Source organism: Escherichia sp. E4930, from assembly GCF_005845405.1.
Lineage (GTDB): Bacteria > Pseudomonadota > Gammaproteobacteria > Enterobacterales > Enterobacteriaceae > Escherichia.
In genome coordinates, this window is sequence record NZ_VCDZ01000003.1 from 436,091 (window position 1) to 451,837 (window position 15,747).

At 48.7% G+C, this 15,747-nt stretch carries 7 protein-coding genes and 1 pseudogene; 5 read left to right on the forward strand and 3 right to left on the reverse strand.

Features of this window, described 5'->3' with window-relative positions; all coding sequences use genetic code 11:
- Window positions 1-250: 250 nt before the first annotated feature.
- Window positions 251-3,775, reverse strand: coding sequence for a pyruvate:ferredoxin (flavodoxin) oxidoreductase (gene nifJ / locus FFT88_RS05520; RefSeq protein WP_135404319.1), 3,525 nt, complete (start codon window positions 3,773-3,775; stop codon window positions 251-253).
- Between the two features lie 271 nt (window positions 3,776-4,046).
- Between nifJ and FFT88_RS05525 the strand changes: the two genes are divergently transcribed.
- The gene (locus FFT88_RS05525) at window positions 4,047-4,313 is read left to right on the forward strand and encodes a DUF333 domain-containing protein (protein ID WP_064527363.1); all 267 of its coding nucleotides are present in this window, start codon (window positions 4,047-4,049) and stop codon (window positions 4,311-4,313) included.
- On the opposite strand, the gene hslJ is transcribed toward FFT88_RS05525, so the two are convergent.
- On the reverse strand, window positions 4,310-4,732 hold the full coding sequence (gene hslJ, locus FFT88_RS05530; RefSeq protein ID WP_130208751.1) for a heat shock protein HslJ: 423 nt from the start codon (window positions 4,730-4,732) through the stop codon (window positions 4,310-4,312). The genes FFT88_RS05525 and hslJ overlap by 4 nt on opposite strands.
- Before the next feature lie 157 nt (window positions 4,733-4,889).
- Window positions 4,890-5,879 carry a D-lactate dehydrogenase gene (ldhA, locus tag FFT88_RS05535; RefSeq protein WP_064527367.1) on the reverse strand — a complete coding sequence of 330 codons (990 nt, stop codon included), beginning with the start codon at window positions 5,877-5,879 and terminating at the stop codon, window positions 4,890-4,892.
- 207 nt (window positions 5,880-6,086) lie between these two features.
- Between ldhA and FFT88_RS05540 the strand changes: the two genes are divergently transcribed.
- From FFT88_RS05540 to FFT88_RS05555, 4 genes and pseudogenes are all read left to right on the forward strand, one after another.
- Complete coding sequence (locus tag FFT88_RS05540) at window positions 6,087-8,726, forward strand: YdbH family protein (protein WP_135404320.1); 2,640 nt, start codon at window positions 6,087-6,089, stop codon at window positions 8,724-8,726.
- Complete coding sequence (locus FFT88_RS05545) at window positions 8,723-8,908, forward strand: YnbE family lipoprotein (RefSeq protein ID WP_000706310.1); 186 nt, start codon at window positions 8,723-8,725, stop codon at window positions 8,906-8,908. Before FFT88_RS05540 ends, FFT88_RS05545 begins: the two co-directional genes overlap by 4 nt.
- Window positions 8,909-8,915: 7 nt before the next feature.
- Window positions 8,916-9,239, forward strand: a complete 324-nt coding sequence (locus FFT88_RS05550; protein ID WP_135404468.1) for a YdbL family protein — start codon at window positions 8,916-8,918, stop codon at window positions 9,237-9,239.
- Between the two features lie 483 nt (window positions 9,240-9,722).
- A pseudogene (locus FFT88_RS05555) lies at window positions 9,723-15,594 on the forward strand (autotransporter domain-containing protein).
- Window positions 15,595-15,747 lie beyond the last annotated feature (153 nt).

A 15,747-nucleotide genomic window follows, 5' to 3' on the forward strand; every position in this document is an offset into this window, starting at 1 on the left:
ACCTTAATCAAATAATTCTATGGAAATAGTAATAAGTTTGATGAATGTGTTGCTGGGGAATCATGCAAAATAAAAATTATACATTTAATAAAGCATGGGTTATTCTGCGCGGGTTATATGCCTTTATTGTCACAGATTTTATTTTCGGTTGGGTCATTGCATTACTAATGTTTTTCCAACGAATAAAAAGACAAGCCCGAACTTTCGTTCGGGCTTTTTTTTTTAATTGGATAATAGTTATCCAGAAAGGTTACTCGGTGCTATTTTTTTCCGCCTTTCCGGCCATTTGTGCCAGGAAGTCATAACGTTTTTGCAAATCAGCGGCGGCATCTTTCCATAACTGTTCTGCCACTTCCGGCTGTTGCGTGTTCAGACGGCGGAAACGCTGCTCATGAAGAAGCGTTTCTTCCAGAGCTTCTGAAGGCGGGCGGGAATCCAGCGCCAGCGGCAGTTTACCTTCATCGGCTCGACGCGGATCAAAGCGATACAGCGGCCAGAAGCCCGTTGCGGTGAGTTGACGCATCTGGTCGTGACTTAATGCCAGGTCATAACCGTGCTCTTCACATGGGCTGTAAGCAATAATCAGCGATGGCCCCGGATACGCTTCCGCTTCCTGTATCGCTTTCACCGTCTGGTTGAGTTGTGCGCCCAGAGAAATCTGCGCGACATAAACATGACCGTACATCATCATGCTAACACCAAGATCTTTGCGTGCTTTGCGTTTGCCATGTTCACCAAACTTAGTTACCGCGCCAAGCGGGGTAGCTTTCGACGCCTGACCACCGGTATTGGAATAGCATTGCGTATCCAGCACCAGGATGTTGACGTTTTCCGTCAGACTCAACACATGATCCAGACCGCCAAAGCCGATGTCGTAAGCCCAGCCGTCACCACCAATCAGCCAGATTGATTTCTCCACCAGCGCATCTGCGTCACGCAGCAGTTCATGCGCTTCAGCCACATCTTTGAGTTGCTGGCGCAGAGCAGCGACTTGTTCGCGACGAACGTCTGGCGTGGCGTCTGATTTCAACGCAGTCAGTAACTCAGCAGGGATTTTGTCGGCAAATTGATCCAGCAGACGCAGCACGCGGACACGGTGTTGATCGACCGTCAGGCGGAAACCAAGGCCGAATTCGGCATTATCTTCAAATAGCGAGTTCGCCCATGCCGGTCCACGACCGTTGGCATCAGTGGTATATGGCGTGGAGGGCAGGTTGCCGCCGTAAATAGAAGAACAACCAGTAGCGTTGGCAATCAACATCCGATCGCCATAGAGCTGAGTGAGCAATTTGATATACGGCGTCTCACCACAACCGGAGCAAGCGCCAGAATATTCAAACAGCGGAGTGATCAACTGCGAAGTACGAATATCAATACGTTCCAGTTTGCTGCGGTCGATTTCTGGTAAATTCAGGAAGAAGTCGTAATTGATTTTCTCTTCTTCCACATGTTCCAGACGCGACATCATATTGATGGCTTTGATCTCTGGATTTTGTCGGTCTTTCGCCGGGCAAACTTCTACGCACAGGTTACAACCGGTGCAATCTTCCGGTGCGACCTGCAACACATATTTCTGCCCGCGCATATCACGAGATTTCACATCCAGTGAATGCAGGCTGGTCGGAGCGTTTTCCATCGCTTCGGGCGGTACGACTTTCGCGCGAATGGCGGAATGTGGGCAAGCGGCGACGCAGTGGTTACATTGAGTACAGAGTTCCTCTTTCCAGATAGGGATCTCTTCGGCAATGTTGCGTTTTTCCCAGCGAGTAGTTCCCATCGGCCAGGTGCCGTCTGGTGGTAGCGCTGAAACGGGGAGGGCGTCGCCAAGTCCGGCGAGCATCGCAGCGGTAACCGTTTTGACAAAATCAGGTGCGGCATCAGATACCACTGGTGGACGGTTGGCACTTTGCGGATTTACCGGTTGCAGTGGTACTTCTTCAACGGACTCGCGCGCCAGCGCCAGAGCTTGCCAGTTGCGTTCAACCAGATCCTGGCCTTTGCTGCTGTAACTTTTGGCAATGGCGCCCTGCAATTCTGCGAGGGCGCTGTCGCCAGGCAGAATTTGCGTCAGGTGGAAGAAAGCCATCTGCATGACGGTGTTAATGCGAGCTGCCAGCCCACATTCACGGGCGATTTTCGCCGCGTTAATCACATAGAAACGCGCTTTTTTCTGATTCAACACAGCCTGAACTTCTTGCGGCAGTCGCGACCACACTTCATCTGCGCTGTACGGCGTGTTGAGCAGGAAAATGCCGCCAGGTTTTAAACGCTCAGCCATTTGATATTTGTCGATAAACTGCAACTGGTGGCAGCCAACAAAATCAGCCTGGGAAATGAGATAAGCGGAACGAATCGGCTGCTCGCTCACGCGAAGGTGAGAAACCGTCAGGCCGCCCGCCTTTTTGGAGTCGTAAACAAAATAGCCCTGTGCGTACCACGGCGTGGAATTACCGATAATTTTGATATTGTTTTTAGTTGCGGAAACGCTGCCGTCGCTACCCAGCCCGTAAAAGAGAGCTTCCAGTTTTGCGGAGTTCGGCAGAGTATTTTCCGGCAATGGCAGCGACAAATTGGTCACATCGTCATAAATACCAACCGTAAAGCGCGCTTTCGGTTTAGCTGCGTTGAGTTCGGCGAATACCGCCAGTACACAGTCTGGGCCAAATTCTTTGGATGAAAGACCATAGCGCCCGCCAATGACGCGTGGCAGTGTTTCGCGCTCGCCATTATTAAAGGCTTCAGCCAGCGCCGTCATTACATCCAGATACAGGGGTTCTGCCTGCGCACCAGGCTCTTTGGTGCGATCCAGCACCGCCACAGTACGTACAGAGTTCGGCAATGCTTGCAGTAAGTGTCTGGCGGAGAAAGGGCGGTAAAGTCGCACTTTTAGTACGCCCACTTTTTCGCCATGGGTCAGCAATTCGTCCACGACTTCTTCACAGGTGCCGATGGCCGACCCCATCAGGATAATTACCCGTTCCGCTTGCGGATGACCATAATATTCAAACGGCTGATACTGGCGACCTGTAGCGGCAGCGAAATCAGCCATCGCCTGTTCAACATGGTCATAGACCGCGTTGTACCACGGGTTAGTGGCCTCACGTGACTGGAAGTAAGTGTCCGGATTAGCCGACGTACCGCGGATTACCGGATGTTCCGGGTTAAGTGCGCGAATGCGATGAGCATCAATTTCTGCCTGGGGCATTAGCTCAAGAATAGTGTCGTCGGCCAGTGGGACAATTTTGTTGATTTCGTGGGAAGTGCGGAAACCATCAAAGAAATGAATAAATGGTACGCGGCTTTTCAGCGTTGCGATGTGCGAAATGAGAGCAAAATCTTGGGCTTCCTGCACGTTTGCTGCACACAGCATGGCGCAGCCAGTCTGACGTACCGCCATCACATCTGAATGATCGCCAAAAATAGAGAGCGCATGAGTGGCCACAGTACGCGCTGCCACATGCAGTACAAACGGCGTCAGCTCACCTGCCAGTTTATACAGCGTCGGGATCATCAGCAGTAAACCCTGCGACGATGTAAATGATGTCGAAAGAGCGCCTGTTTGCAAAGCACCATGCACAGTTGCGATAGCGCCAGCTTCTGACTGCATTTCAACCACACGAGGTGTATCTCCCCATACGTTCTTCAGGCCGTTTCCGGCCCAGGCATCAGCCTGTTCAGCCATCGTGGAACTCGGGGTAATAGGGTAAATGGCGATAACTTCACTGGTGCGAAATGCCACCGAAGCTACCGCGCCATTTCCGTCAATTGTGATCATACGACACCCTTACATTGCGCAAATGAGGGGCGCACGAAAAAGCTGCGCGCCCAGTAATAATCTTTTAATTTTAGCAAATGGCTTTCTGCTGCATTTTCGCTTTTGTGTTCTCTATATCAGCGTAATGAATGTTTTGATCAAATCCCGGGCAAAAAAATAGCCACAAAATAGTAAAAAAACGTTGCAATTCACATACAGTTCTCGACGTAGCCGCCTGAGCTGCCTATTATTACGGCGGTTTCGTTGGACTTAAAGATTTGAGGAAGTAAAGATGCGAGTAATGTTGTGCGTAGGGGCTGCCGTTTTATTGTTGTCGGCGTGTAGTAGTGAACCTGTTCAGCAGGCGACCGCGGCGCATGTGGCCCCAGGTTTAAAAGCGTCAATGTCGAGTAGTGGAGAGGCAAATTGTGCAATGATTGGCGGTTCGCTTTCCGTTGCCCGTCAACTGGATGGTACAGCGATCGGGATGTGTGCATTGCCCAACGGCAAACGCTGTAGCGAACAGTCGCTTGCCGCCGGAAGTTGTGGCAGTTATTAATTCATTAAATCCGCCAGCTTATACGTTAATGTCTGTTTTGCGGTCGCCAGCGTTAACTGATTCGCGGTCAGATCCACTTGCGCACCTTCTTTCAGCATTTCGCGGATGGTGTTATCGAGTTCGTTAAGCTGTGGATTGGCACACATCATACGAGTCATTGCCAGTCCTTTAACTTTTAGTTCTCCGTCCGAAAGTTTACCTTCGCCGCTAAAGCGGTTGCACATGTTGCCAGAAATCATCATCTTTTCACCAAAGCTGATTTCTGGCGGGTTTTTCTCGCTGGCAACAGGTTGACCATTTACACTTTCCAGTACGAAACGGTGATGCTGTAACTGTTCTGGCGTTACAGCAATTTTGTCATTACTTACACATCCCGCCATCAGCAGGCTTAGCGCGACTAGCGCGGCAACTTTCTTCATTTTAGTTCTCTACTTAAGGTATAAATTTGGTGCTGTTTGCCGAATGCAACGCTGATTGCGTCTTATCCGTCCTTAAAACATATTTTAAGAATAGAAGATCAAATATCTTTGAGGATTATCTGAATAAGCTCCCCTGTATGACAGGGGAGCGGTGAGATTAAACCAGTTCGTTCGGGCAGGGTTCGCCTTTTTCCAGATTGCTCAAGTTTTGCAGCGTTGTCTGGGAAATACTGGTCAGGGCTTCTGCCGTCAGGAATGCCTGGTGTCCGGTGAACAGTACGTTATGGCAGGCTGACAGACGACGGAAAACATCATCCTGAATCACATCGTTGGATTTATCTTCAAAGAACAGATCGCGTTCATTCTCATACACGTCCATTCCCAGCGAGCCAATTTTCTGGTTTTTCAGTGCTTCAATCGCGGCTTGTGAATCAATCAGCGCACCACGGCTGGTGTTGATGATCATTACGCCATTTTTCATCTGATCGAACGCCGCCTCATTCAGCAGGTGGTAGTTCTCCGGCGTCAGCGGGCAGTGCAGGGAGATAACGTCTGATTCAGAGAACAAGGTCGGCAGATCGACATATTCCACGCCGAGTTCCAGCGCCGCCGCACTTGGATACGGATCGAATGCCAACAGACGCATACCAAAACCTTTCAGTATACGCAGCATTGCCACACCGATTTTACCGGTGCCAATCACCCCCGCCGTTTTACCGTACATAGTAAAACCAGTAAGCCCCTCCAGAGAGAAGTTGGCGTCACGGGTACGCTGATACGCGCGGTGAATACGACGGTTCAGCGTCATCATCATACCAATCGCATGTTCAGCGACGGCTTCCGGATCGTAAGCCGGGACACGCACCACTTTAAACCCCAGTTCTTTTGCCGCGTCGAGGTCGACGTTATTGAAACCGGCACAGCGCAGGGCGATATACTTAACGCCGTGCTTTTTCAGCTCTTCCAGCACCGGACGGCTGCCGTCGTCGTTTACGAAAATACATACTGCTTCGCAACCATTGGCGGTTTTTGCCGTTTTTTCCGTCAGCAGAAAGTCAAAAAATTCCAGCTCAAAGCCAAAGGACTCGTTCACCTGTTGCAGGTACTTTTTGTCGTACTGTTTTGTGCTATATACGGCGAGTTTCATAAGACTTTCTCCAGTGATGTTGAATCACATTTAAGCTACTAAAAATATTTTACAAAATTTAAAATTTAATTGAAAGTTATGGCGATATTGAAAATTCCAGGAACATCTATGCTTAGTGTAGGCGCAACCTTCAACTGAACGGTTAAACATGCCACAATACCTGTATTGACTGCTTAATTTTTCGCTAAATCAGGATATTAACTACCCATGTTGGGTAAATATAAAGCCGTTCTCGCGCTACTATTACTGATTATTCTTGTGCCGTTGACGCTGCTGATGACGCTCGGGCTGTGGGTTCCCACGCTGGCGGGTATCTGGCTACCGCTTGGTACACGCATTGCATTGGATGAAAGTCCACGCATTACGCGTAAAGGTTTAATTATTCCCGATCTTCGTTATTTGGTGGCGGATTGCCAGTTGGCACATATCACCGATGCCAGCCTTTCGCATCCCAGCCGCTGGTTATTGAACGTCGGTACAGTAGAACTTGACTCCACTTGCCTGGCGAAATTGCCACAGGAAGAACCCTCGCCAGCCGCGCCGAAAACTCTTGCGCAGTGGCAATCCATGCTGCCTAACACCTGGATCAATATTGATAAACTGATTTTTTCACCCTGGCAGGAATGGCAGGGAAAACTCTCTCTATCGTTGACCTCCGATATCCAGCAACTCCGTTATCAGGGCGAAAAAGTTAAATTTCAAGGCCAACTTAAAGGGCAGCAACTCACGGTCAGTGAACTGGATGTTGCCGCCTTTGCAAATCAGCCGCCAGTAAAACTGGTGGGAGAATTTACCATGCCGCTTGTGCCGGATGGGCTTCCGGTAAGTGGTCATGCTACAGCAACGTTGAACCTGCCGCAGGAGCCGTCACTGGTGGATGCCGAGCTGGAGTGGCAGGAAAATAGTGGGCAATTGATTGTAATGGCTCGAGATAACGGCGATCCGTTGCTCGATTTGCCGTGGGAAATTACCCGTCAACAGTTGACCGTTAGCGATGGTCGCTGGAGCTGGCCGTATGAAGGTTTTCCCCTGAGTGGGCGGCTGGGTATCAAAGTCGACAACTGGCAGGCAGGGCTTGAGAACGCGTTGGTTAGTGGTCGACTGAGTGTGCTGACCCAGGGGCAAGCGGGTAAGGGTAACGCGGTGCTTAATTTCGGCCCAGGAAAATTAAGCATGGATAACAGTCAGATGCCGCTGCAACTGACCGGTGAAGCGAAACAGGCAGATCTCATTTTATATGCTCGCTTACCTGCTCACTTAAGTGGAAGTCTGGCTGACCCAACGCTGGCCTTTGAACCGGGCGCATTATTACGCTCTAAAGGGAGAGTCATCGATTCGCTGGACATTGACGAAATCCGCTGGCCGTTAGCAGGTGTTAAAGTGACACAACGTGGTGTGGACGGTCGCTTGCAGGCCATTTTGCAGGCTCATGAAAATGAATTGGGCGACTTTGTGCTGCATATGGATGGGCTGGCGAATGATTTTCTCCCTGACGCAGGCCGCTGGCAGTGGCGTTACTGGGGCAAGGGCAGTTTTACCCCAATGCACGCCACCTGGGATGTTGCAGGAAAAGGTGAGTGGCAGGACAGCACGATTACGCTGACCGACCTCTCGACCGGTTTCGATCAGTTGCAATATGGCACAATGACGGTAGAAAATCCGCGATTGATTCTCGACGAGCCCGTCGTCTGGGTACGTGACCCACAGAAACCTTCGTTTCGAGGGGCGCTTTCGCTGGATGCAGGACAAACACTTTTCACGGGCGGTAGTGTGTTACCGCCATCAACTTTAAAATTTAGTGTCGATGGACGCGATCCGACGTATTTCCTCTTCAAAGGGGATTTACATGCTGGTGAGATTGGTCCGGTACGGGTGAATGGTCGCTGGGACGGTATTCGCCTGCGCGGCAACGCCTGGTGGCCAAAACAATCACTGACCGTATTCCAGCCGCTGGTGCCACCAGACTGGAAGATGAACTTACGTGATGGCGAGTTGTATGCCCAGGTGGCATTTTCTGCTGCGCCTGAGCAGGGTTTCCGTGCGGGTGGGCATGGCGTGTTGAAAGGTGGCAGCGCGTGGATGCCAGACAACCAGGTCAACGGTGTCGACTTTGTTTTGCCATTTCGTTTTGCCGACGGTGCGTGGCACCTGGGAACGCGGCGGCCTGTGTCATTACGTATTGCTGAGGTGGTTAACCTGGTGACGGCAAAAAATATCACTGCCGATCTTCAGGGCCGTTATCCGTGGACCGAAGACGAACCCTTGTTACTGACCGATGTGAGTGTTGATGTTTTGGGCGGTAACGTGCTGATGAAACAATTACGTATGCCGCAACACGATCCGGCGCTGTTGCGACTGAATAATCTCTCTTCCAGTGAGCTGGTTAGCGCCGTCAATCCGAAGCAATTCGCTATGTCAGGGGCATTTAGTGGTGCATTGCCGCTATGGCTTAATAATGAAAAATGGATTGTGAAAGATGGCTGGCTGGCAAACGCAGGTCCCATGACTTTGCGCCTGGATAAAGACACCGCCGATGCAGTAGCAAAAGACAATATGACCGCTGGAACTGCCATCAACTGGTTGCGCTATATGGAAATTAGCCGTTCATCGACAAAAATTAATTTAGATAATCTCGGCGTGTTAACCATGCAGGCGACGATCAGTGGTAATAGTCGCGTCGATGGTAAAACCGGTACGGTAAATCTCAATTACAGCCATGAAGAGAATATTTTCACGCTGTGGCGCAGTTTACGCTTTGGCGATAATCTCCAGGCATGGCTGGAACAGAATGCCCGACTCCCGGAAACTGGCTGCCCATCAGGAAAAGAGTGTGAGGAAAAACAATGAAAATAGTGATAGCCGCGTTCGCGTCCTCTTTTATGTTGGTTGGTTGTACGCCGCGCATTGAAGTGGCTGCACCGAAAGAGCCAATCACCATTAATATGAACGTTAAAATTGAGCATGAGATCATCATCAAGGCGGACAAAGATGTTGAAGATTTGCTCAAAACCCGTAGCGATCTTTTTTGAGGTAATGATGAAAAGAACATTACTCATAGCGGTATGGATTATTGGCCTGGTGAGCAGTAGTGCGATGGCATTAACCCTGAATGAAGCCAGAAGTCAGGGGCGGGTAGGTGAAAGGCATAATGGCTACCTTGCGGCTATAAGCCCTGATCCGGAAACACGCGAGCTGGTAGCAAATATCAACCAGGCACGGAAAGAGAGTTATCAGAAGCTCGCTGAAAGCCATAATATCCCATTGGAAGAAGTGGCAAATCTGGCAGGGGCGAAGCTGGTGGAAAAGGCAAAACTCGGTGAATACGTGCAGGGCATAAATGGTATGTGGATACGGAAATAACATGCAACGGTAGTTCAAACACCATTTGGTCGTAGTCGGTGAAAAATACGGTATTAGTTCACAAGATCATAGTGCAGGTGTTGCTGCAAAGGAAAACACCGATTACACCGGCATTCCTGAGAAAAAGATGAATGTCTTAAAAGAGAGGCGTTCGCAACTCTAGTGAATTGCTGCTCATCAAATAAATAATCCCAACAAATAATCAACATTAATAATATTCTCTACGTGAATTTAATATCGAAATCATTATTGTATTGAGAAGATTTTTAATCATATATAAATATTGTTCTTATGTTGTTATATATTCACTGTATCTATATTTAGGTAATGCCAACAAAATAGGTTGAATAATGTACTGCTGACAATATAGAATGCCTCTCATATATTTTTTGAATATTTTACAGTCAGATATTTGTAAGGGTTGTTGATTTCAATGATCTTTATGAATTCTGGCATTCTTTATATTTGTCAGAAGGATTTATTATGCAAAGGAAAACCCTATTATCAGCCTGTATTGCATTAGCTCTGAGTGGTCAGGGTTGGGCGGCTGATATTACAGAGACAGAAACGGCCACAGGCGAAAAGAAAAATACCAATGTGACTTGTCCGGCAGACCCTGACAAGCTGACTCCGGAAGCGTTAAAGCAAATCCCTCCCGAATGTTCTCCACAAGTACAACAAAACCTTATGCCGTGGGTTGCCTCTGGTGCCTTTGCGTTAATCACCGCGCTGGCGGTCGTCGAACTAAACGACGATGGTAATCATCATCATGGCAACAATGCCCCTGTACCGCCGACACCACCCGATGATGATTCAGGCGATACTCCAGTACCCCCAACGCCTGGCGGAGATGATATAATCCCGGACGATGGTCAAGATGATCCCCCGCAGCCCCCCAAACCCATTTCGTTTAATAATGACGTTATCTTCGATAAAACAGCAAAAACGTTAACGATTCGCGATACCGTTTTTACTTATAGCGAGAATGCCGATGGGACTATTTCTCTGCAAGATAGCAATGGGCGTAAGGCAACGATTGATCTTTGGCAGATTAATGAAGCAAATAATACCGTAGCCCTTGAAGGGGTGAGCGCAGATGGCGCAATAACGTGGCAATATAATCACAATGGTGAACTCATTATTACGGGTGATAATGCCACAGTAAATAACAACGGCAAAACCACCGTTGACGGTAAAGACTCCAGCGGTACGGAAATCAACGGTAATAACGGGAAAGTTGTTCAGGACGGCGATCTGGATGTCAGCGGCGGCAGTCACGGCATTGATATCACCGGCGACAGTGCGACGGTAGATAACAAAGGCACCATGACCGTTACCGATCCGGAGTCCATCGGTATCCAGATTGACGGCGACCAGGCGGTTGTCAATAACGAAGGCGACAGCACCATCACCAACGGCAGCACCGGCACACAGATTAACGGTGACGACGCCACCGCTAACAACAGCGGCAAAACAGTCGTTGATGGCAAGGATTCCACCGGTACGGAAATCAACGGCAATAACGGGAAAGTTATCCAGGACGGCGATCTGGACGTCAGTGGCGGCGGTCACGGCATTGATATTACTGGCGACAGCGCGACGGTGGACAACAACGGCACTATGACCGTGACCGATCCGGAATCCATCGGTATTCAGATCGACGGCGACCAGGCAGTTGTTAATAACGAAGGCGACAGCACCATCACCAACGGTGGCACCGGCGGTGACGACACCACGGCGAATAACGGCGGCAAAACCACCGTTGACGGTAAAGACGCCACTGGTACAGAAATCAACGGCAATAACGGCACGGTTATCCAGGACGGCGATCTGGACGTCAGCGGCGGCGCACACGGGATTGATATCACCGGCGACAGCGCGACGGTGGACACAACGGCMCATGACCGTTACCGATCCGGAGTCCATCGGTATCCAGATTGACGGCGACCAGGCGGTTGTCAATAACGAAGGCGACAGCACCATCACCAACGGTGGCACCGGCACACAGATTAACGGTGACGGCGCCACGGCGAATAACGGCGGTAAAAACACCGTTGATGGCAAGGATTCCACCGGCACGGAAATCAACGGTAATAACGGCACCGTTATTCAGGACGGCGATCTGGATGTCAGTGGCGGCGCTCACGGCATTGATATCATCGGTGACAGCGCGACGGTGGATAACAAAGGCAATATTACCGTTACGGATCAGGATTCGGTTGGCATATTTATTGACGGAGACAAAGCAACGTTTGCCAATACGGGCAATGTTGATGTCAGTAATTCGGCTACCGGGTTTAATTTCAAAACTGATGAAGGGAATATTACTCTCGCAGGGAGTATGCAGGTTGGCGATTTCTCGACCGGCGTCAATCTTAACGGCAATAGTAACAGCGTGACGTTGGCGACAAAAGATCTAAATGTAATCGGGCAGAAAGCGACGGGTGTGAACGTTTCAGGTAATGCAAATACGCTGAATATCACGGGTAACGTTCTGGTTGATAAAGATCAAACTGCAGACAATGCGGCAGATTATTTCTACGATCCATCCGTGGGTATTAATGTCTATGGCCATGATAATACTGTAACACTGGACGGTAAGTTAACGGTTGTTTCAGACAGCGAACTGACTTCTCGTAAGAATAATGCATTTGATGGCAGTGCAGAGGAAGCGTCAGGTCTGATTGTCAGTGGCAATGGCAATACCGTTAATATGAATGGCGGTATTGAGCTGATAGGGGAGAAAAATGCGCTTACGGATGGTTCGCAGATTGCGTCCTTGCGCACGGGCTATAGTTTTACTGGCCTTATTGTCGTTAATGGTGAATCATCAGTTTATCTAAATGGTGATACAACAATCAGCGGAGAATTTCCTCTGGGCTACGCTGGCGTTATCCAGTTATATAATAAAGCGCTACTGGAAATTGGCAGTGGTGCTACGTTAAAAATGCAGGATATTGACAGTTTTGAGCATTATGCGACAAGAACGCCGGAACTTATATATGCTGAATCTGGTGCGAAAATTGTTAATAAAGGCACTGTGGAAATTCAGAATCTAGGTTTTGCATTTGTTAATGGTGAAAACACAACAGGTATAAATAGTGGTACGATCTTGTTATTACAAAATGATGAAGATCCAACACCATCACCTTTTGTTTTACTGGCCACCAATAATAGTAGTGCCACTAATGAAGGCACCATTACTGGTAAGGTAATGGAGCAGCACAGTGTATTTAATAAATTTTTAACAGGTACATCTAACCAAAATATCTTCAATAATGATGTCAGTAGCCTGACAGGATTGGTTGCTCAATCAAATAGCACAGTTATTAATAGTGACAGTGGCATTATTGATTTATATGGGCGTGGAAGTGTCGGCATGCTCGCTATGATAGAATCAACAGCGGAAAATAAGGGTAAAATTACACTGGATTCTCTGTGGGTAGATGCAAACGACACGACTGTACTGCGAGATGATATCGCGACCAGCAGCGCTATTGATTTCGGTACAGGTATGGCCGTTGGTACTGATAGCTATCCTTCACCAGGGAAAAATTCAACAGCAATCAACAAACTGGACGGCATTATTACTATTTATAATGCTGGGGCAGGTATGGCGGCCTATGGGATCAGTAATACTGTTATTAACCAGGGTACGATTAACCTGGAGAAAAATGGATATTATGATGATTCTCTGGGAGCAAATACCCTGGTAGGGATGGCTGTTTATGATAATGGTACTGCCATTAATGACCAGACAGGCATTATTAATATTAATGTTGATAGCGGCCAGGCATTCTATAACGATGGCACTGGCACAATTATGAATTACGGTTCTATTAATCTGTTCGGTACTCCAATAGATGAAACTGATCCGCATATGGGCGCGGCAACAGACAATAGCGATCTATTAACAGAGTTGAGTGATAGTGGTGAATCGGTCACGAAGACATCAGCCAGAGATGGATTTATTACTACAAATTCATTAGCCAATTACGGCAATGAAACTATTAACAGCGATTTAAAAGCAACGAAGTGGCTTTACAATGAAGATAATGCCAGTCTGACAATTAATGGTGATTTGAATATTGTACAAGGGCTGGAAAACAGCGGAGTGCTGGATTCTGATACCATTAATGCCAACGCCAGTATTTACAATCGTGCGACAGCAAGCATGACAACTGATCTGCTGACCCTGAATGGTGGAATTAATTTCTACAACGAAGGGAAATTCAGCGGTGTTATTGAGGGAACCAGTTACAGACAAAACATTGTCAACACTGGCGAAATGGCAGTTACTGCTGATGGTAAATCATTAATGAATGGCAGTTTCGTACTGTATAACGAAGCAGATTCAACGCTCAGTAATAGCGGAAATGCTATTGCAGGAGGTGAAAACACCATTGTTAATGTGACTCGCCCCAATGACTCGCTTGCGCAGGTTAACCGTGGCACGATTACCGCCACTAACGGTTACAGTGCTATTAAAACAGCAAGTACAGGATCAAACAGTAACGGTAAATGGATCTGGAATACGGAAACAGGTGTTATTAATGGTATTAATCCAGATGCTCCGTTGATTGATTTAGGCCGTGGGTATAATTTCGCAAATGCCGGGGTAATCAATATTCAGGGTGATGGGGCAGTTGCTATTAGCGGCGGAACGACCAGTTATACTGTCCAGTTGGTGAACAGTGGTACGATTAATGTCGGCACCGAGCAGGGTCAGGCTGATGGAACTAATGGTGAGGGGCTGATTGGTATCAAAGGAAATGGTTCTGCAACGACGATTAATAATACTCAAGAGGGCGTTATTAATGTTTACGCAGATAATTCATGGGCGTTTGGTGGCTCGACTAAAGCGATTGTGAATAATGGGATTATCAACCTGCTGTGTAATATTGATTGCGATATTTATGCACCAAATACAACAGGGACGAGAAATGATCATGATGGTACTGTTGATATCACTGTACCGAATGCTTCTGCGACACCAGGACAGGGCAACGTACCTGCTGCGCCTGTTGAGTCAGTTACCCAGCAAAAACTCACCAATTACACCATTGGTACCAACAGTGACGGAAGTTCCGGCACGCTGAAAGCCAATAATTTGGTCATAAGTGACAACGTCACGGTTAATACTGGATTCAGTGCCGGTACTGCTGATACCAGCGTAGTGATTGATGATGTTTTCAAAGGTGAAAATATCAGCGGCGTGGAGAATATCACTTCCTCCACAGTTGTCTGGAACGCTAAGGGCAGCACCGATGCCAACGGCAACGTTGACGTCACCATGAGTAAAAACGCCTACACCGAGGTAGCAACTGATTCTTCGGTGAATGATGTCGCGAAGGCACTGGATGCGGGTTACACCAACAACGAACTGTTTACCAGCCTGAACGTCGGCACGACTGCCGAACTGAACAGCGCACTTAAGCAAATTAGTGGCAGCCAGGCGACCACGGTATTCCGGGAAGCGCGCGTGTTAAGCAACCGCTTTAGTATGCTGGCGGATGCCGCGCCGAAAGTGGGTAACGGTCTGGCGTTCAACGTTGTAGCGAAAGGCGATCCGCGTGCCGAGTTAGGTAATAATACCGAATACGACATGCTGGCATTGCGTAAAACCATCGACCTGAGCGAAAGCCAGACGATGAGTCTGGAGTACGGTATCGCGCGTCTCGATGGCGATGGTGCGCAGAAAGCAGGCGACAACGGTGTGACCGGCGGCTACAGCCAGTTCTTTGGCCTGAAGCACCAGATGTCCTTCGACAATGGCATGAACTGGAATAACGCATTGCGTTATGACGTTCACAACCTTGACAGCAGCCGTTCGATTGCATTTAGCAACACGAACAAAACGGCTGATACCGACGTGAAGCAGCAGTACCTGGAGCTCCGCAGCGAAGGGGCGAAGACTTTCGAACCGAGCGAAGGGCTGAAGATCACACCATATGCGGGTGTAAAACTGCGTCACACACTGGAAGGTGGCTATAAGGAACGCAATGCCGGAGACTTTAACCTGAGCATGAACAGCGGCAGCGAAACGGCGGTAGACAGCATCGTCGGGCTGAAACTGGACTACGCAGGAAAAGACGGCTGGAGTGCGAGCGCTACGCTGGAAGGCGGGCCAAACCTGAGCTACGCGAAGAGCCAGCGCACGGCAAGCCTGGCAGGCGCTGGCAGCCAGCACTTTAACGTCGATGACGGGCAGAAGGGCGGCGGTATCAACAGCCTGGCAAGCGTCGGCGTGAAGTACAGCAGCAAAGAAAGTTCACTGAATCTGGATGCGTACAACTGGAAAGAGGACGGCATCAGCGACAAAGGTGTGATGCTGAACTTCAAGAAAACGTTCTAATTTTTAGCATGTGATACATAAACCGCAACGCTGATACAGGTTGCGGTTTTTTTATTGCCGAATGCGGCGCTTGACGCGTTTTGTTTTGGTGTCTTTCAGGACAATAGAGCAACTCATCCAGTAATCTTGTTTACGCCTTCGCATTATTTATCT

Coding starts and splice junctions, on each gene's coding strand:
- nifJ (WP_135404319.1), bottom strand. CDS start 3,775: ATGATCACAATTGACGGAAATGGCGCGGTAGCTTCGGTGGCATTTCGC.
- FFT88_RS05550 (WP_135404468.1), top strand. CDS start 8,916: ATGAAAAGAACATTACTCATAGCGGTATGGATTATTGGCCTGGTGAGC.
- ldhA (WP_064527367.1), bottom strand. CDS start 5,879: ATGAAACTCGCCGTATATAGCACAAAACAGTACGACAAAAAGTACCTG.
- FFT88_RS05540 (WP_135404320.1), top strand. CDS start 6,087: ATGTTGGGTAAATATAAAGCCGTTCTCGCGCTACTATTACTGATTATT.
- FFT88_RS05525 (WP_064527363.1), top strand. CDS start 4,047: ATGCGAGTAATGTTGTGCGTAGGGGCTGCCGTTTTATTGTTGTCGGCG.
- FFT88_RS05545 (WP_000706310.1), top strand. CDS start 8,723: ATGAAAATAGTGATAGCCGCGTTCGCGTCCTCTTTTATGTTGGTTGGT.
- hslJ (WP_130208751.1), bottom strand. CDS start 4,732: ATGAAGAAAGTTGCCGCGCTAGTCGCGCTAAGCCTGCTGATGGCGGGA.